Genomic DNA, 17,275 nt, shown 5'->3' on the forward strand with positions numbered 1-17,275 from the left:
ACCGAAGTTCTGTAACACGCACGTGCTGTGCACCCAGTCACCCAAGTGGCAGTATGCCGAACACTCGACCGACACAGTTACGAGGAGTGACGCCGTGGCCCGTCGTACCAGGCACGCTGCGCTCGCCCTGTTCCCCGTGCTCGCCTTGGCGGCCACGATGACGGCGTGCGCGACCAAGGTCAACACCGGTTCGCAGGACAGCGGCTCGGGCATCACCCTGGTCCAGAGCGGCAAGCTGGTCACCTGCACCCACCTTTCCTACAAGCCCTTCCAGTTCTCCGAGGGCGACAAGACGGTCGGCTTCGACGTCGACCTGGTCGATCTGGTGGCCAAGGAACTGGGCGTCACCCAGGAAATCTTCGACACCCCGTTCGAGACCATCACCTCCGGCGAGGTCTTCAACACCGGCAAGTGCGACCTGGCCGCGGCCGGCATGACGATCAAGCCGGACCGCGCGGAGGTCATCGACTTCTCGGAGCCCTACTTCGACGCCTCGCAGGCGCTGCTGGTCAAGAAGGACTCCCCGGTCAAGTCCCTGGACGACCTCAAGGGCAAGAAGATCGGCGTCCAGCTGGAGACCACCGGCGAGATCTACGCCAACGAGAACGCGGCGAAGCACGGCTACACGGTCGTCCAGTTCGAGGACCTGCCGCTGATGGAGACCGCCGTGCGCACCGGCGCGGTGGACGCGGCCATCAACGACAACGGCGTGCTGCTGGACTACGTCAAGGAGTTCCCGGACACCGCGGTCGTCGCGGAGTTCGACACGCAGGAGAAGTACGGCGTCGGCTTCAAGAAGGGCAACACCGCCCTGAAGGCGAAGTTCGACGAGGTCCTGAAGAAGGCGAAGGACAGCGGCGAGTACGACCGGATCTACGAGAAGTGGTTCGGCAAGAAGCCGGAGTCGAAGTAGTCGGCTGACGGCGGGGCCGGTGCTACCGCACCGGCCCCGCGCCTTGTCCACCCCACCCACGAGGTAACCCACATGGCACTCTCCAAGCGACAACGCGCCAAGGTGTTCCGGGTCAGCCAGTACGCGTTGCTGGTCGTGGTGGCCGCCGTCCTGGCGGTCGTCGCCGACTGGAGCGAGATCCAGCGCAGCTTCTTCAACCTCGACATCGCCGCGGAGATGTTCCCCAACGTCATCACCGTGGCGTTGAAGAACACGCTCGTCTACACGGCCCTCGGCTTCGCGTTCGGCTTGGCGCTCGGCCTGGTGCTGGCGCTGATGAAGCTGTCGCCGGTCGGGCCGTACCGGTGGCTGGCCACGATCTACATCGAGTTCTTCCGCGGCGTGCCCGCGCTGCTGGTGTTCATCGCGCTGAGCTTCGGCGTGCCGCTGGCGTTCGGGCTGCAGTTCGACATCTACTCGACCGTGATGCTGGCGCTGGGCATCGTCGGCGCCGCGTACATGGCCGAGACGATCCGCGCGGGCATCCAGGCGGTGCCGAAGGGCCAGATCGAGGCGGCCCGGTCGCTCGGCATGTCGCACGGCCGCACGCTGCTGACCGTGGTGATCCCCCAGGCGTTCCGGATCATCCTGCCGCCGCTGACCAACGAGCTGATCCTGCTCACCAAGGACTCGTCGCTGATCTACATCATCGGCCTGGCCCGCGACCAGTACGAGCTGACCAAGTTCGGCCGCGAGACGCTGAGCCGGTCGCCGTCGCTGACCCCCATCCTGGTGGTCGGCCTGTGCTACCTGCTGATCACGCTGCCGCTGGGCCACCTGTCGCGGTACCTGGAGCGGCGCACGGGCGGCAAGAAGATCAGCACGCCGGAATCGACCGGGTTGGGGGTGTCCGCGTGAGCGAGCTGGCGGTCGAGATCACCGGGCTGAAGAAGTCGTTCGGCACGCTGGACGTGCTCAAGGGCATCGACGTCCGGGTCGAGCGCGGTGACGTCGTGTGCATCATCGGGCCGTCCGGCTCGGGCAAGTCCACGCTGCTGCGCTGCGTGAACCTGCTGGAGGAGCCGACCGGCGGCACGATCGTGGTCAACGGCACCGAGCTGACCGACCCGGACGTGGACATCGACGCCGCGCGCACCCGCATCGGCATGGTGTTCCAGTCGTTCAACCTGTTCTCGCACCTGAACGTGCTGAACAACCTCATGGTGGCGCAGCGCAAGGTGCTCAAGCGGGACGCGAAGCAGGCGCAGGAAGTCGCGTTGCGCAACCTGGAGCGGGTCGGGTTGTCGGACAAGGTCAACGCCATGCCCGGCCAGCTGTCCGGCGGCCAGCAGCAGCGCGTGGCGATCGCCCGTGCGCTGTCGATGGACCCGGACGTGATGCTGTTCGACGAGCCGACCTCGGCGCTGGACCCGGAGCTCGTCGGCGACGTGCTCGGGGTGATGCGGCAGTTGGCCGACGAGGGCATGACGATGCTCGTGGTGACGCACGAGATGCAGTTCGCCCGCGAGGTGGCCGACCGGGTGCTGTTCATGGACGGCGGGTACGTGGTCGAGGAAGGCCCGGCCGAGCAGGTCATCGGCGCGCCGCAGCACGAGCGCACGCAGTCGTTCCTGGCCCGCGTGCTCGACCCGACGCACCAAGGACCCCGCAGCACCTGATCGATCCCCGGACGGGTGTCGGTCTCTGGCCTTAGAGTCGATCTCATGGCTGAGGTGGGGGCGCGCGGGCTGGACGTGTTCGACCCCAGCCCGCCGCGCTCCGCCCGGATGGCCGCGGCCGAGGTGCTGCGCGGCGTCGGCGAGCCGGACGGGACGTGGCGGTTACCCCGGCGGCGGGCCGGGATGCCGCCGGTGGTGCGGGTCGCGGACAGGTTCCTGACCGGGACGCTCGACCTGCGGGCGGTGGAGTTCCCGTACCTGCTGGAGTTCGTGCGCTGCCGGTTCGAGGAGCCGCCGGACCTGAGGCAGGGCAAGCTGGCCGGGATCGAGTTCGCCGACTGCTGGCTGCCCGGCCTCTCGGCGCGGAACCTGAGCAGCGCCAACGAGGTCTCGCTCGCCGGCAGCACGGTCGAAGGTCTGGTCGACCTGGTCGACGCGGACGTGGCCGGTTCGCTGTCGTTGCGGGACAGCGCGTTGGTCCTGGCCGACGGGATCGCCCTGCACGCCGACCGGCTGAAGGTGGCCGGCGGGTTGCTGGCGCAGCGGGTGCGGGTGACCGGCGAGCTGCGGATGGCGGGCGCGCACGTCGGCGGCTACTGCAACTTCAGCGGCGGGCGGCTGACCAACCCGCACGGCCACGCGTTCAACGGCACCGGGCTGCACGTGGGCGGCAACCTGCTGATGAACGGCTGCGCGTTGCGCGGCACCGTGCTGCTCGCGGGCGCGCGGGTCGACTCGGCGTTGACGCTGCGCGGCTCGACCGCCGCCGACGGCCGGGCCGACGACGACGCGCTGGACCCGCACTCCGACCCGAACGCCACGCTCGTGTTCGACCGCATCGCGGTGGAGGGCGACGTCCAGCTGGACCGGGGTTTCACCAGCGCGGGCGCCGTGCGCATGGTCAACGCCGCGCTCGGCGGCACGCTGTCGCTGTCCGGTGGGACGTTCGACGCGATGGGCGAGGCGGACAGCGAGCCGACCGGCTACGGCCGCGCGCTGGCCACGGACACCGCCGAGCCGACGGGGTTCGGGCGCGCCCTGCACCTCGACGGCACGACGGTCGGCGGCGACATCATCGGCCGCCAGGCGACCGTGCGCGGCCAGCTGCGCATGGTCGACCTCCAGGCCAAGGGCAGCCTCATCCTCGACGGGTCCACGTTGGACAACCCGCGTGCGGACGCCGTGCTGGGCAACCGGTCGCGGATCGGCAGCAACTTCGCCGCACGGGAGGTCGAGGTGACCGGCGGGCTGGAGCTGCGCGCCGTGCACGTCGGCGCGAACCTCGACCTGCGCGGCAGCCGGATCACCCGCCCCGGCCGGTACCGGCACCAGCCCGCGGGCAAGCCGTCGCTGGACGTCGGCGGCGCGGTCATCGGGCGCGACCTGATCTGCGCGCGCGGCGCGAAGGAGTTCGTCGCGCACGGCGGCGTGCGGGCCAGGCGGGCGCAGGTGGGCCGGATGGCCACGTTCAGCGGCGCGGTGCTCGGCGACAAGCTCGACGCGCACGCGTTGAACCTGCTCGGGATGGCCGTGCAGGAGCTGGAGCTGACGCCGATCAGCCCGCCGCGCGGCGACGTGACGCTGCGGCAGGTGCGCTGCACGGTCCTGGACGACAACGAGCACTTCTGGGGCGCGACCGGGCGGATCGACCTGGAGGAGTTCCGCTACGACTCGCTGCGGCACCCGATCGACCTGCGTGACGACGGCGAGGTCGACCGGCGGCTGCGCTGGCTGCGGCAGGCGATGCGGCGCACGTACCGGCCGGGCCCGTACGACCAGTTCGCCGAGATGCTGCGCGCCGGCGGCAACGACGAGCACGCGGCCACCGTGCTGGTGGAGAAGCAGCGGCTGCGGTACCGGGCGGTCGCCGAGGGCCGCCGCTGGCTGCGACCGCTCGTGCTGCTGTGGAGCTGGCTGCAACGCGCGATGGTCGGCTACGGCTACCGCCCGGCCCGCGCGCTGGCGTGGCTGGTGGTGACGTGGCTGGTGGGCAGCCTCTGGTTCGCCGCCGGGCCGGAGCTGAAGGAGATCAACGCGGACGACGAGCTGTCGTGGAACCCGTGGCTGTTCACCATCGACCTGGTCGTGCCGATCGTGGACTTCGGCAACAAGAACCGGTGGAACGCGCCGGGCACGTCGCAGTGGATCGCGTCCGGCCTGATCGTGATGGGGTGGGTCCTGGCGACGACGGTGGCGGCGGGCGTGACCCGGATGTTGAAGCGCTGACGGCGGCGCCTGACCTAGGGTGGCGGCCGTGACGGATCTGGTGCTGGCACTGGACGTCGGCGGCACCAAGATCGCCGGCGGGCTGGTGGACCGGGATGGCGCGGTGCGGCGGGCGGTTCGGGTGGCGACGCCCCTCGGTGACGCGGAGCGGACCTGGGGTGCGGTGGCGTCCGTGGTCGAGGAGGTCTCGCGGGGCGAGGGCGTAGCGGGGGTCGGGATCGCGTCGGCCGGGCCGGTGGACGCCGACGCGGGGACGGTCAGCCCCATCAACGTGCGCGGGTGGCGTGGTTTCCCGTTGCGCGAGCGGGTGTCCGCGTTGCTGCCCGGTGTGCCGGTGGAGTTGGCGGGTGACGGGCCGTGCATGGCGCTCGGCGAGCACTGGCTCGGCGCGGGGCGGGGCAGCCGGTTCATGCTCGGGCTGGTGGTGAGCACGGGCGTCGGCGGTGGGCTGGTGCTCGGTGGACGGGCGTTCGGCGGGCGCACCGGGAACGCCGGGCACATCGGGCACGTGGTGGTCGAGCCGGACGGCGAGCCGTGCACGTGCGGTGGGCGCGGGTGCGCGGAGACGGTGGCCGGCGGGCCGCGGATGGTGGCCTGGGCGCGTCGGCAGGGGTGGGCGGCGCCGGACGAGGCGGACGCGGCGCACCTGGCGGCGGCGGCCGGCGCCGGTGAGGAGATCCCGAAGGCCGCGTTCGAGCGGGCCGGGCGGGCGGTCGGGCTGGCGATCGCGGCGACGGCCGCGGTGGTGGACCTGGACCTGGCGGTGGTCGGCGGCGGCGTGGCGCAGGCGGGCGAGCTGCTGTTCGACCCGATCCGCCGTGCCGTCGCCGACCACTGCGGACTGTCCTACCTGGACGCCTTGCGCGTCGAGCCCGCCCGGCTCGGTGGCCGGGCGGGACTCGTCGGCGCGGCGAGGTTGGTGCTGGGCTAGCTAGTGCACGGCGATGGGCTTGACCCGGTCGCTGTCCTCGTCCACGTGGTAGTCGTCGCCCTGCGTCTCGTCGGTCCCGTTCGACACCCGGGTCCGCTTCACGATCAGCGTCACGACGACGGCGACCACCAGGTTCGCCACGACGGCGACCGCGCCGACGTAGATCTGCACGGCGGAGCCGGCGAACGGGTGCCAGCCGAACAGCGACAGCTTGTCCAGCGGCAGCGCGGAACCGGCGAAGTGCGCCTTGCCGACGGCCGGGTTGCCGATGTTGTAGAGCAGGTACATGCCGTAGCCCATGCCGACGAACCAGCCCGCGATGAGGCCCCACAGGTGGAACCACCGGGTGTAGAGCGCGATCGCCACGGCGGGCAGCGTCTGCAGGATCATCACGCCGCCGATGAGCTGCAGGTCGATGGAGAACTGCGGGTCGATGAACACGATGAACGCGACCGCGCCGAACTTCACCACCAGCGACGCCAGCTTGGCCTGCTTGGCCTCCTGCGCGGGCGAGGCGTCCTTCTTCAGGTACTCCTTGTAGATGTTGCGCGTCCACAGGTTCGCCGCCGCGATCGACATGATCGCCGCGGGCACCAGGGCGCCGATCGCGATGGCCGCGTACGCGACACCGGCGAACCAGCCCGGGAACTCCTGGCCGAACAGCACGGGGATGATCGTGTTGGTGTCCGGGCGGCCGGTGGCCTGGTTGGTGATCGGCTTGGCGCCGGCGCTGATGGCGACGAAGCCGAGCATCGCCAGCAGGCCCAGCAGCAGCGAGTACGCGGGCAGCGCGACCATGTTCCGCTTGATCACGTTGCGGCCGCGCGAGGCGAGGATGCCGGTCAGCGAGTGCGGGTACAGGAACAGCGCCAGCGCCGAGCCCAGCGCCAGCGTGGCGTACTGGAGCTGGTTGTTGCCGGTCAGGATGATCCCGTCGGCCTTGCTCTCGGTCGCGGCGTACTTCGCCTGCGCGGTGTCGAAGATCGCGCCCCAGCCGCCGAACTTGGACGGCAGGTAGATCACCGCGACGAGGATCACGATGTAGATCAGCGTGTCCTTGACGAACGCGATCAGCGCGGGCGCGCGCAGGCCCGACTGGTACGTGTACAGCGCCAGGATCACGAACGCGATGAACAGCGGCAGGTGGCCGAGGATGCCGGAGCCGTTGAGGCCCATCGTGCGCAGCACGGCCTCCAGGCCGACGAGCTGCAGCGCGATGTACGGCATGGTGGCCACGATGCCGGTGATGGCGACCAGCAGCGCGAGCCAGTGCGAGCCGTACCGGCCGCGGACGAAGTCGGCCGGCGTCACGTAGCCGTGCACGCGGGACACCGACCACATGCGGACCAGCGGCAGGAACACGATCGGGTACAGGATGATCGTGTAGGGCAGCGCGAAGAAGCCCATGGCGCCGGCGCCGAAGACCAGCGCGGGCACGGCCACGAACGTGTAAGCGGTGTAGAGGTCACCGCCGACCAGGAACCAGGTGATCCAGGAGCCGAACTTGCGACCACCCAGTCCCCACTCGTCCAGGTGATCGAGGGTGTCGCCCGCCTTCCACCGGGCCGCGAAGAAGCCCAGCACGGTGACCAGCAGGAAGAGCGCGCTGAACACCACCAACTCGGTCCACTGCATTACTTGGCCCCCTCGTCCAGGTCGTCCACGCTCAGCCGGTCCGGCTTGCCCTTGACGACGGGTTCGTCCTTGGTCTTGACGTAGACCAAGCCCACGCAGAGCACGCCGACCGGGACCCAGGCGAACTGGTACCAGTAGAAGAACGGCAGCCCGAGCACCCTCGGCTCATCGAAGTTGAACCAGGGGGTGATGAGCATGAGCAGCGGAACCAGCAGCAGCAGGTTCCAGTTGCTCCAGCGGAGGCTGGATTTTCGAGCAGACGGCATGTGCCCCTCCGTACGGCGGCCCGGTGACGCGGTGTCGCGCATGGTAGGTCGGAAGGGGGACAGTAGTCACCATGTCGGGTGCATTACCGCCGGATGAAGTAGCTGGATCGTGACCAACTACCGCTCAGCGCGCAGGCCGGTGACCAAGTGGTTCTCGGCCCGGTCGAAGTAGGTGAGCAACGCTTCTTCGGCCTGCCGAACCTCGCCCGCGTCGAGCCGGTCCACGATGGACTGGTTCAACGGCAGGTAGTCGCGGTGGAACTCCTCGGGGTCGCCCATCACGTGGAACGCCAGCCGCACCTCCGCGAGCAGCCGCTTCATCTCCTCGTCCAGCCGGGCGCTGCCGGCCAGCGCGGTGATCGCCTGGTGGAACTTGACGTTCGCGGTGCCGACGCCGGTCCAGTCGCCCTGCTCGCGGAAGGCAAGCCCGAGGGCCACGGCGTCGCGGACGGCGCGCCGGTCGTCGTCCTCCACGTGCGGCCAGCGGCGGACCGCGCCGCACTCGATGACCCGGCGCGCGGCGTAGAGGTCCACGATGTCGGGCACGTCGGGGCGGCGGACGAACACGCCCTTGCTGTACTCGTGCACGAGCAGGCGTTCGTGGGTGAGCAGGCGGAACGCCTCGCGCAGCGTGTTGCGGGAGACGCGGAGGGCTTCGCCGAGGGCCTTCTCGTTGAGCTGCTGACCCGGCTGGATGTCACCGTCGAGCACGCTGGTGCGCAGCTTGTCCGCGACGCGCTCGGCGGTGCTGGAGCGGTCGAGGTCGCCGCGGTCCTTCGCGAGGGCGTTCAGCCAGCCGTCCGCCTGAGCTGTGGTCATGGTGAACGAGTCTAGTCCGACAAATCAAATGGAGTATTGAAGGATCGTTGAACAATCCCTACATTGAATGACACGTGAGGGGAGGGTTCATGGACCTCAACGCGGACCTGGGTGAGGGCTTCGGCCGCTGGGCCCTGGGCGACGACCGGGCCCTGCTCGACGTGGTGACCAGCGCGAACGTCGCCTGCGGGTTCCACGCGGGCGATCCGGAGACGATGCGGCGGACGTGCGAGCTGGCGGCGGCACGCGGGGTGGCGGTGGGCGCGCACGTCGGCTACCGGGACCTGAACGGCTTCGGCAGGCGTTTCGTCGACGTGTCACCCGAGACCCTGACCGCCGAGGTGCTGTACCAGTTGGGCGGGCTGGACGCGTGCGCCCGGTCGGCGGGGACGCGGGTGGGGTACGTCAAGCCGCACGGCGCGCTCTACAACGCGCTGGTCACGCACGAGGCGCAGGCCGACGCGGTGGTGGACGCGGTGCGCGCGTTCGACCCGGCGCTGCCGGTGCTCGGGCTGCCGGGCGCGGTGTGGTTGAAGCGGGCGGAGGTGGCCGGCCTGCCGGTCCGCTACGAGGCCTTCGCCGACCGGGCGTACACGGGGGCGGGGACGTTGGTGGACCGGCGTCGGCCGGGCGCCGTGCTGCACGACGTGGGTGCGATCGCGGCCCGGTGCGTGGTGCTGGCGACCGAGGGGCGGGTGCGTGCGGTGGACGGGCAGGTGCTGCGGATGCCGGTGGACTCGATCTGCGTGCACGGCGACAGCCCGGGCGCGGTGGCGGTCGCCCGGGCGGTGCGGTCGGCGTTGACCGACGCGGGTGTGGTGCTGGGACCGTTCTCGGGCGGGCTGGACCGGCTCAGCGCGTGACCATCAGGCCGTCACGGGCGGGTGGGCCGGGGCGATGCCCATCCGGTCGAGGAGGCCGAGGATGGCGTCGACCTTGGCCAGGACGTGGTCCGGGTCGATGCGCTGCGGGGAGGTGGTGAAGACGAGTCCCGCCTCGAAGGTCAGCAGGAGGGGCATCGCGCTCACGAACGGGTTGGCGCCCGCTTGGCCCAGCAGCCACTCGACGGCCTGGGGGGTGAACGCCCGCGCCACGGCGGACGGGTCGGTGGTGAACACGGTGAACTCCCGGGCCACCGGTTCCGGCACGGCGGCGGGCAGCCACTGCCGCTGCTCGTGCACCGCGGTCACCGGCGCCTCGGCGGCCGGGCCGGCGGCGCCCGCGCGATCCGGGGCCAGCGGCCTGCCCCGGAAGTCGACGAGGATCCGGCGGCCGATCTTCATCGGCGCCACGGGCGCGGTGGCCACCTCGATCCGGTGCTCGTGGGCCGTGGCCGAGCTGGTCGAGTTGGCCTTCTCCATCGACGCCTCGCCGACGCGCACCGCCCAGTTGCCGCGCCGGAAGTCCAGCGCGGTCTCGAAGCGGGGCGGCCGGACCGTGCCCAGCCGGCCGGCGAAGCCCTCGGTCGAGCTCTTCATCGGCGGCAGGAGGTCGGCGGACCAGGCGCGGACCTCGGCGGGGCCGGCGACCCGACCGCCGAGGCTGCCCGCGAGCGCGGCCAGCGCGTCGGCGTGCGAGCTCTCCTCCTTGCGGTCACTGCGCCAACGCCACCAGTACGCGAGGCCGACCACGGCGACGATGATCGCTATCAGCGGCGAGAGCTTGAGCAGGGTGTCGTTCATCAGATGTCCAGGTACCCCTCGGTCTGCTGCTTCGACTGGTCTTCCCCGATGCCGGCGTACTGGTCCGCCTTCTCCTGGGCCGACTGGTTGCGCAGGGGCTTGTCGATGCCCGCGTTCGCGCCCGTGCCGATGCCCAGCTGCGACGCCGCCGCGTCGGTGACCGCGCCCGCCATGGACTTGCCGAAGCCGTCCTGCAGCCGTTCGCCGAGCATGCCGTCCTTGCTCCACAGCTTGACCAGCGCCGACTTGTCCCCGCCCGCCTTGAGCGCGTCGGCGGCGAGGCTGCCGGCGTGCTTGTTGGCCATCGAGCGCTGGAAGGCGGTCTTCACGTTGCCGACCCGCTTGGCCAGGTTGCGCAGGAAGTCGAGGATCTTGGTCAGGAACTGCTTCAGCTTGGCCACGATCCGGGCCACCTTGCTGCCGGTGGTGGCGACCCGCACGCCCGTCGCGGCGCCGGCCGCCGCGGTCGACGCGCCGAAGCTCGGCACGGCCGCCGCCAGCGCGGGGATCCAGATCATGACCAGCCAGGTGATCAGCTCGGTGAGGATCGCCTTGATGAAGTCCTCGACAATCGTCATGATCATGCTGGACGTCTGGAGCATCTGCGCCAGCTCACCGGCCTGACCGGCGACGCCGTCGATGCCGTTGGCGAACTCGCCCAACTTCGTGGCGGCCACCTCCGACGCGGGGCCGCCCCAGGCCGTCACCGAGCTCTGGAGGTCCTGGTCGAACTGCTCGCGCAGCTTGGCCACGCCCTCGCCGATGGCGCTGAAGTTCTCCGCCGCCTGCGCCAGCGCGGGACCGTCGCCGCTGACGAAGTGGATCGCGTCCTCCAGCGGCTGCACGACGCTGATCAGGAAGTTCAGGCCCTGCCCGACCAGCCAGCCGATCGGGTCGGTGGCGATGCCCAGCGCGGACGTGCCGAGCGAGCCGATCAGCGCGGAGCCCTCGGACATCAGGCCGGTGACCTCGGCGCCGCCCTTCTCCTCCGCCTTGCCCGCCGCTTCCTTGATCTTGAGGTAGTTGCCGTAGAAGGGGGCGGCCTCCGCCATCTTCTGGCTGGTGTCCTTCTCGCCGACGGTGATCTCGACGCCGCCGGCCTCGGTCTTCACTTCAGCCATCTTGGATTCCCCCGCCCTTACTGGTTGTCGAGCTGGACTTGCAGGCCGTTCAGCAACTGCTTGACGGCTTCTTCCTGCGCGTCGTAGTCCTGCGCCGCGCCGTTGAACTTGTCCGCGCCCGACTGCAGGCCGTCCTGCAAGGCCTGGAACAGGTCGTTGAGGTCGCCGAGCATCCGGGTGTAGTCGTCCTTGACGAACAGGCCGACCACGCCCCACGACTTGTCGCCCACGTCCGCCTTGGCGACGAGTCCCGCGATCTCGGCGGCGGTGCCGCGGTGGCCGTCGAGCTTGCCGGCGAACGCCCGCAGCTCCTCGGGGTTGACGTCGAAACCACTCATCGCGTGCTCACCGGTCCTCGTCGTCGAAGAGGTTCAGGAAACGGCCGTCCTGGTTCTGCCCCGGCCCCGGGCGGGGCGGAGGCGGAGGCGGCGCGTCGTCGCGCAGGAACCCGCGCTGCGAGAAGTCGTCCGGTTCCTCGGGCGGAGCCTGCCTGCGCGGCGGGGCCGGGCGGGCGGCCGGACCGGGCGGAGGCGGCGGCATCCGGTTGGGGCCGGGACCTGCCATGGGAGGCGGCGGGGCGGCGTAGGGAGGGGCGACGGGCGGCGGGTTCTGGCCGGCCGCGGCCTGCTCGGTCATGGCGCGCAGCTCCTGCGGCGAGACGCCGAACAGCTGGGCCTGCGTCTCCAGCACCTGGTCGGTGAGGTGCATGTCGTCGCCGAGCGCGTTCTCCACGATGCCCGCCTGGCGACGTGCGGCCTCGGCGACGGCCTGCCGCAGCGTCGCCATGATCGCGCCGGCCAGCGCGTGCGGCGGTCGGCGCATCGCGATGTCCGACAGCCGGATGTCCTTGATCGCCCCGGACGGGCCCGCGACGACGGTCACGGCCCGGTCGGGCGAGGTGGCCACCACCTCCATCGCGGCCAGCTCCTGCTGCATCTCGTCGATGCCCGCGACCTGCTGGTCGACCCGGTGCAGCTTGGACTGGAACTGTTCGAACTGGGCGACGAGCTGGTCGAACTCGGCCGACACGACAAGACCTCCGTGAGTTTCACCTGGGCGACACGCGCGCCGTGAGCGGGACTCATAGTGGCAAGTGGTCGACCCGCTTTGTGCCCGAACGGGTGAAAAGACCTTCCGTTCGGCCCTCGGGCCGTTCGGCGGGTTCCTCGGCTCGGTGGTGGTTGGGCAGCATCGCGGGCGTGATCAGACGATTCCAGGCAGTGATGACTCTCACACTCGGTCTGTCCCTCCTCTCCCTTCCCGGCGTCGCGCACGCGCAGCCCGCGCCGTGCTTCGACCCGAACGCGCCCATCACCGTGGAAGAGCAGCGGTTGGGCGACCGGCTCACCCCGACCGGACCGGAGGTCGGGCCCGAGCTGGTGCGGCTGGCCGGCTTCGAGGACGACGTCAGCCGGTTCACCGCCCGGCTGTGCGAGCCGATCTCCCACGCGCAGGTCATGTACCACGCCGTCGCCGCCGGGACGCAGCTGTGGCAGGCCGCGGTGAAGCGGGCGCAGTCGCCCCAGACCTGGGACTCCTACGACGACCGGCCGCTGTACTGGGCACGGCTGCTCGCGACGAAGGCGCTGCGGCAGTGGCAGCCCCAGGGCTGGCAGCTCGACGCGGCCGGGCGGGCGAGGCTCGTCGACGCGTTCGACCGCACCTCGCGGGGCGTTGAGCAGGTGCGGTTCGGCGCCGGTGTGCGGCGGATCGCGGTCACCGGGTTCGACCCGTTCCAGCTCTTCGGCACGTCCGTGCGGCGGAGCAACCCCGCCGGCGCGTCGGCGTTGCAGCTCGACGGGAAGGTGATCAGCACGCCGTCCGGGCCGGTGGTGGTGGAGGCCGCCGTGCTGCCGGTGCTGTGGGGCACGTTCGACCAGGGGATCGTGGAGCGGTTCTACGGCACCGCGCTCGGTCTCAGGGCCGATGCGCTGGTCACGATCAGCCAGGGCCGCGACGGGCAGTTCGACGTCGAGCGGTGGGCCGGGCGGTTCCGGGGCGTGTACCCGGACAACAACAACGTGTCGGTGCCCGGTGTGGTGCCGGACGCGGTGGGGTGGCCGCAGCCGGCGCACGAGTTCATCGAGACCACGCTGCCGCACCAGCGCATGATCGCCGCGGGGACCACGCCGTTCCCCGTCTACTACAACCGGTCGTTCTGCGAGTGGCCGCTGGGGACGGTCCCCGCACCCGGCACGGGCACGGCCGACTGCCGCGCCGACGAGCCGACGCCCGGCGCGCAGGCGGCGGAGGGCAGCGGGGGCGACTACCTGTCCAACGAGTCGATGTACCGGGCGAACCGGCTGCGGCTGGGGCTGGGCGCCACCACCACCGCGGGCGGCCACCTGCACATCCCGGTCCTCGGCCAGCCCGCCGACCCGACCGCGCTCACCGACGCGGCGTTCGAGCTGGAGCGCCGCGCCATCGCCGACCAGGTGACCGCGCTGGTGTCAGTAATCTGACCACGTGAAGGGCTGGCGGGCGGCGGTCGTGGCACTGGCCGCGCTGTCGCTCGCCGCCTGCACGGCGCAGGTGCCGGGCGTGCCGGACGGCGAGGTCGTCCGGCCTTCCCTCACGCCGACCGCCGACCAGCTGCCGAAGGCGGGCCAGTGCACGGACACCGGCCTCGCAGTGCTCGACTGCAAGACCGAGCACGAGGCCGAGGTGACCGAGGTCGGCCTGGTGGACGGCCTCGGCGCCGAGTACCCGAACGACCGCGACCTGCGCCGTGCCGCCCTGCCCGCCTGCCGCGCCGCGCTCACCAAGTACCTGGGCAGCCCCGACCACGACGCCACCCGGCTGCAGGCCCACGCGTTGTGGCCGAGCCGGGACGGCTGGGCGAAGGGCGACCGCTGGCGCGTGTGCACGGTGGTGGAGCTGAAGCCCGACGGCACGCGGGTGCGGCGCAAGACCAGCGCCAAGGACCTCCTCAAGGCCGCCGGGTTCGGCACGGTGCAGTTGTGCGCGACCGCGTCACCGGGCGAGGCCAAGGACCCCGGGATCACCGCCTGCGACCAGCCGCACAAGGCCGAGGCCGTGCCGGGCGTGCTCGCGCTGGGTAGTCACCAAGAGCCGACGCCGTCCCTCGACCAAGTGAACGCCAAGGCGGCCGAGCACTGCGCGAAGGCGGTCACGAACTACGTCGGCGCGCAGCGGGAGGACGTCTTCGCGTCCTGGCGGGCGTTCGGCAGCCTGGCGTGGTCCGAGGGCTACACGTCGGCGGTCTGCTACGCCGAGGCGACGCGCCCGTTCACCGGCCGGCTGTGGGGCCTGGGGAAGAACGCGCTGCCCGCCTGAACCAGGCGGATCGCGACTGACCCACAGGCTGTGCACAGTTCCATCCACACCCTGTGGACAACTAGCGCCGCCGCCAGGACAACACCACCAGCAGCACGCCGACCAGAACCGGCGCGCCGCTCTCGAACACCGGCCTGAGCACCGGCAAGAACGGGTAGGCGCCCGACTCGAACAGCACCGAGGCGGTCAACGCGGCCAGCCCGGCGGCCAGCGGCGCGGCTGGGGACAGCTTCCCCAGCGACACCAGACCCACCAGCAGTCCCGCGAGTCCCAAGGCCACCAGCCCGCGCAGCCGGACCTCGTCGAACTGGTCCAGCGCGTAGCCCCACGCGAACGCCCCGAACGCCGCCGCGACGGCCCCGAGCACGAAGCCGCCCACGTGCCACCACGCCGACACCCGCGTGCGCTTCCGCTCGGCCGCCACCCCGACCGGGTGATACCGCACGACTCCCGGAGCCGGGCCCACCTCCGCGTCCGGCAGCCGGTCGTAGTGCAGTCCGCCCAGGAAATCGTCCTGCTGGGTCACCCCTCCTTGGTACCTCCGGCCGAGCCCGAAATCACCCGGAGCAACCAAAAAGAGACCCGGTGGACGCCGTTGGCCACCGGGTCTCACGCCGAGAGGTCTCGGGGAGGAGAAGCTCAGCCGAGGCGGAACTTCAGCGCTTCCAGCTCGTCACGCAGCGAGGTCGGCACCTTCTCGCCGATCTTGGCGAACCACTCCTCGATCATCGGGATCTCGGCACGCCACTCGTCGGCGTCGAACTCGAGCGCGGCCTCGACGTCCGCACGGGGCGCGTCCAGCCCGTCCAGGTCCAGCTCGGCGGCGGTCGGCACGTGCCCGATCGGCGTCTCCACCGCGGCGGCCTTGCCCTCGATGCGCTCGACGGCCCACTTCAGCACGCGCGAGTTCTCGCCGAACCCGGGCCACAGGAACCGCTTGTCGTCGCCGCGGCGGAACCAGTTCACGTAGAAGATCTTCGGCAGCTTGTCCGCGTCGGCCGACTTGCCGGTGTCGATCCAGTGCTGGAAGTAGTCGCCGGCGTGGTAGCCGATGAACGGCAGCATCGCCATCGGGTCGCGCCGCACGACGCCGGTCTTGCCGACGGCCGCGGCGGTCGTCTCGCTGGACAGGGTGGCGCCCATGAACACGCCGTGCTGCCAGTCGCGCGACTCGGTGATCAGCGGGATCGTGGTGGCGCGGCGACCGCCGAAGAAGATCGCGGAGATCGGCACGCCCTTCGGGTCCTCCCACTCGGGCGCCTTGATGTCGCACTGGGCGATCGGCGTGCAGTAGCGGGAGTTCGGGTGCGACGACAGCTCCTCGCCGCCGGGCGTCCAGTCCTGCTTCTTCCACGAGGTCAGGTGGGCGGGCGGCTCGCCCATGCCCTCCCACCACACGTCGCCGTCGTCGGTCAGCGCGACGTTGGTGAACAGCGAGTTGCCCTTCGCGATCGTGCGCATCGCGTTGGGGTTGGTGTGGTAGTCGGTGCCGGGCGCGACGCCGAAGAAGCCGTTCTCCGGGTTGACGGCGTACAGCCGGCCGTCGTCGCCGAACCGCATCCACGCGATGTCGTCGCCGAGGGTCTCGACCTTCCAGCCCGGGATGGTCGGCTCCAGCATCGCGAGGTTGGTCTTGCCGCAGGCGCTGGGGAACGCCGCCGCGATGTAGTACGACTTCTGCTCCGGCGAGGTGAGCTTGAGGATCAGCATGTGCTCGGCCAGCCAGCCCTCGTCGCGCGCCATGACCGAGGCGATGCGCAGCGAGTAGCACTTCTTGCCCAGCAACGCGTTGCCGCCGTACCCCGAGCCGAACGACCAGATCATCCGCTCTTCGGGGAACTGCGTGATGTACTTCGTCTCGTTGCAGGGCCACGGGACGTCGGCCTGGCCCGGCTCCAACGGCGCGCCGATCGAGTGCAGCGCCTGGACGAAGTCGGCGTCGTCGCCGAAACGCGCCAACGCCTTCGTGCCCATGCGGGTCATGATGTGCATCGAGACGACGACGTACTCGGAGTCCGTGATCTCCACGCCCAGCATCGGCTTCTCGGCGTCGAGCGGCCCCATGCAGAACGGGATCACGTACATCGTCCGACCGCGCATGCACCCGCGGTACAGCTCGGTCATCGTCGCCTTCATCTCGGCGGGGTCCATCCAGTTGTTCGTGGGGCCCGCGTCCCGCGGGTCGACCGAACAGATGAAGGTGCGCTCCTCGACCCGCGCCACATCGGTGGGATCCGACGCCGCCCAGAACGAGTTGGGTTTCTTCTTCAGCGGAACGAAGGTCCCCGCGTCCACGAGCTTGGCGGTGAGCCGGTCCCACTCTTCCTGGGAGCCGTCGGCCCACACCACTTCATCGGGGCAGGTCAGCTCTGCGACCTCACGCACCCAGGACACCAGGCGCGCGTGGTTGGTCGGTGCGTGGTCGAGACCGGGAATGGTCACTGCCGTCATCTCGTCTCGTCTCCTAGCTGAGCGCCAGCCCACGGTGGACGCCGTTGTCCTGGTGGGACGTCCTCGGGAATGGCTCCGCCCGCCCGGTGGAGGGCGTGCCGTTTAAGGGGATAGACGGAGGTTAGCCGGGTTAATCCCGGGTAACGCACATCTGACCTGTCGGCTGGCTCACAAAACCGATTCTGGAATCGATTCAGCACCCGATCACCACAAATCCGGCTGTGACCTGGGCTTTAGTCGGCGGAATGCAAGGGCGATCCGGTGCGTCGATCGCCA

The 17,275-nt window shown here is 70.7% G+C and carries 17 protein-coding genes; 8 read left to right on the plus strand and 9 right to left on the minus strand.

Annotation, left to right across the window (positions count from 1 at the left end; genetic code table 11):
* Window positions 1-94 precede the first annotated feature (94 nt).
* The 5 genes from ADK67_RS01130 (at window position 95) to ADK67_RS01150 (ending at window position 5,728) form a co-directional block, all read left to right on the plus strand.
* A complete protein-coding gene (locus ADK67_RS01130) occupies window positions 95-913 on the plus strand; it encodes a transporter substrate-binding domain-containing protein (RefSeq protein WP_053714437.1) in 819 nt (272 codons plus the stop codon).
* A gap of 72 nt (window positions 914-985) precedes the next feature.
* A complete protein-coding gene (locus ADK67_RS01135) occupies window positions 986-1,810 on the plus strand; it encodes an amino acid ABC transporter permease (protein ID WP_053714438.1) in 825 nt (274 codons plus the stop codon).
* Window positions 1,807-2,571: an amino acid ABC transporter ATP-binding protein gene (locus ADK67_RS01140; protein WP_053714439.1), complete on the plus strand. Its 765-nt coding sequence runs from the start codon at window positions 1,807-1,809 to the stop codon at window positions 2,569-2,571. The genes ADK67_RS01135 and ADK67_RS01140 overlap by 4 nt, the downstream gene beginning before the upstream one ends.
* A gap of 45 nt (window positions 2,572-2,616) precedes the next feature.
* Window positions 2,617-4,797 (plus strand): hypothetical protein, encoded by a 2,181-nt coding sequence (locus ADK67_RS01145; RefSeq protein ID WP_053714440.1) that lies wholly within the window; start codon window positions 2,617-2,619, stop codon window positions 4,795-4,797.
* Window positions 4,798-4,825: 28 nt separating this feature from the next.
* Entirely contained in the window at window positions 4,826-5,728 is a 903-nt protein-coding gene (locus ADK67_RS01150) for an ROK family protein (RefSeq protein WP_053714676.1), read from the plus strand.
* Here the strand turns inward: ADK67_RS01150 and mctP are convergent, their stop codons facing one another.
* The 3 genes from mctP to ADK67_RS01165 all read right to left on the minus strand — a co-directional run bounded on the left by mctP (window position 5,729) and on the right by ADK67_RS01165 (window position 8,448).
* Window positions 5,729-7,363, minus strand: a complete 1,635-nt coding sequence (gene mctP, locus ADK67_RS01155) for a monocarboxylate uptake permease MctP (protein WP_053714441.1) — start codon at window positions 7,361-7,363, stop codon at window positions 5,729-5,731. It lies immediately after the preceding gene.
* Window positions 7,363-7,629 carry a DUF3311 domain-containing protein gene (locus ADK67_RS01160; RefSeq protein ID WP_053714442.1) on the minus strand — a complete coding sequence of 89 codons (267 nt, stop codon included), beginning with the start codon at window positions 7,627-7,629 and terminating at the stop codon, window positions 7,363-7,365. Before ADK67_RS01160 ends, mctP begins: the two co-directional genes overlap by 1 nt.
* Before the next feature lie 117 nt (window positions 7,630-7,746).
* Window positions 7,747-8,448, minus strand: coding sequence for a GntR family transcriptional regulator (locus tag ADK67_RS01165; RefSeq protein WP_053714443.1), 702 nt, complete (start codon window positions 8,446-8,448; stop codon window positions 7,747-7,749).
* An 89-nt stretch (window positions 8,449-8,537) separates the two neighbouring features.
* Between ADK67_RS01165 and ADK67_RS01170 the strand changes: the two genes are divergently transcribed.
* Window positions 8,538-9,311 (plus strand): LamB/YcsF family protein, encoded by a 774-nt coding sequence (locus ADK67_RS01170; RefSeq protein WP_053714444.1) that lies wholly within the window; start codon window positions 8,538-8,540, stop codon window positions 9,309-9,311.
* A gap of 3 nt (window positions 9,312-9,314) precedes the next feature.
* On the opposite strand, the gene ADK67_RS01175 is transcribed toward ADK67_RS01170, so the two are convergent.
* Genes ADK67_RS01175 through ADK67_RS01190 form a run of 4 tightly spaced genes read right to left on the minus strand, consistent with a single transcriptional unit; the run spans window position 9,315 to window position 12,280 of the window.
* Window positions 9,315-10,130, minus strand: a complete 816-nt coding sequence (locus ADK67_RS01175; protein WP_053714445.1) for a hypothetical protein — start codon at window positions 10,128-10,130, stop codon at window positions 9,315-9,317.
* Window positions 10,130-11,251 carry a hypothetical protein gene (locus ADK67_RS01180; RefSeq protein ID WP_053714446.1) on the minus strand — a complete coding sequence of 374 codons (1,122 nt, stop codon included), beginning with the start codon at window positions 11,249-11,251 and terminating at the stop codon, window positions 10,130-10,132. The genes ADK67_RS01175 and ADK67_RS01180 overlap by 1 nt, the downstream gene beginning before the upstream one ends.
* A gap of 17 nt (window positions 11,252-11,268) precedes the next feature.
* Window positions 11,269-11,589, minus strand: coding sequence for a type VII secretion target (locus tag ADK67_RS01185; protein ID WP_053714447.1), 321 nt, complete (start codon window positions 11,587-11,589; stop codon window positions 11,269-11,271).
* Between the two features lie 7 nt (window positions 11,590-11,596).
* Complete coding sequence (locus ADK67_RS01190; RefSeq protein ID WP_053714448.1) at window positions 11,597-12,280, minus strand: YbaB/EbfC family nucleoid-associated protein; 684 nt, start codon at window positions 12,278-12,280, stop codon at window positions 11,597-11,599.
* A gap of 194 nt (window positions 12,281-12,474) precedes the next feature.
* Between ADK67_RS01190 and ADK67_RS01195 the strand changes: the two genes are divergently transcribed.
* Both ADK67_RS01195 and ADK67_RS01200 read left to right on the plus strand, forming a co-directional pair.
* Entirely contained in the window at window positions 12,475-13,713 is a 1,239-nt protein-coding gene (locus ADK67_RS01195; RefSeq protein ID WP_063797462.1) for a hypothetical protein, read from the plus strand.
* Window positions 13,714-13,717: 4 nt separating this feature from the next.
* Complete coding sequence (locus ADK67_RS01200) at window positions 13,718-14,548, plus strand: septum formation family protein (RefSeq protein WP_053714449.1); 831 nt, start codon at window positions 13,718-13,720, stop codon at window positions 14,546-14,548.
* A gap of 61 nt (window positions 14,549-14,609) precedes the next feature.
* On the opposite strand, the gene ADK67_RS01205 is transcribed toward ADK67_RS01200, so the two are convergent.
* Both ADK67_RS01205 and ADK67_RS01210 read right to left on the minus strand, forming a co-directional pair.
* Window positions 14,610-15,074, minus strand: coding sequence for a hypothetical protein (locus tag ADK67_RS01205; protein ID WP_053714450.1), 465 nt, complete (start codon window positions 15,072-15,074; stop codon window positions 14,610-14,612).
* A 113-nt stretch (window positions 15,075-15,187) separates the two neighbouring features.
* Entirely contained in the window at window positions 15,188-16,999 is a 1,812-nt protein-coding gene (locus ADK67_RS01210) for a phosphoenolpyruvate carboxykinase (GTP) (protein ID WP_053714451.1), read from the minus strand.
* Window positions 17,000-17,275: the final 276 nt, after the last annotated feature.

The organism is Saccharothrix sp. NRRL B-16348, from assembly GCF_001280085.1.
Lineage (GTDB): Bacteria > Actinomycetota > Actinomycetes > Mycobacteriales > Pseudonocardiaceae > Actinosynnema.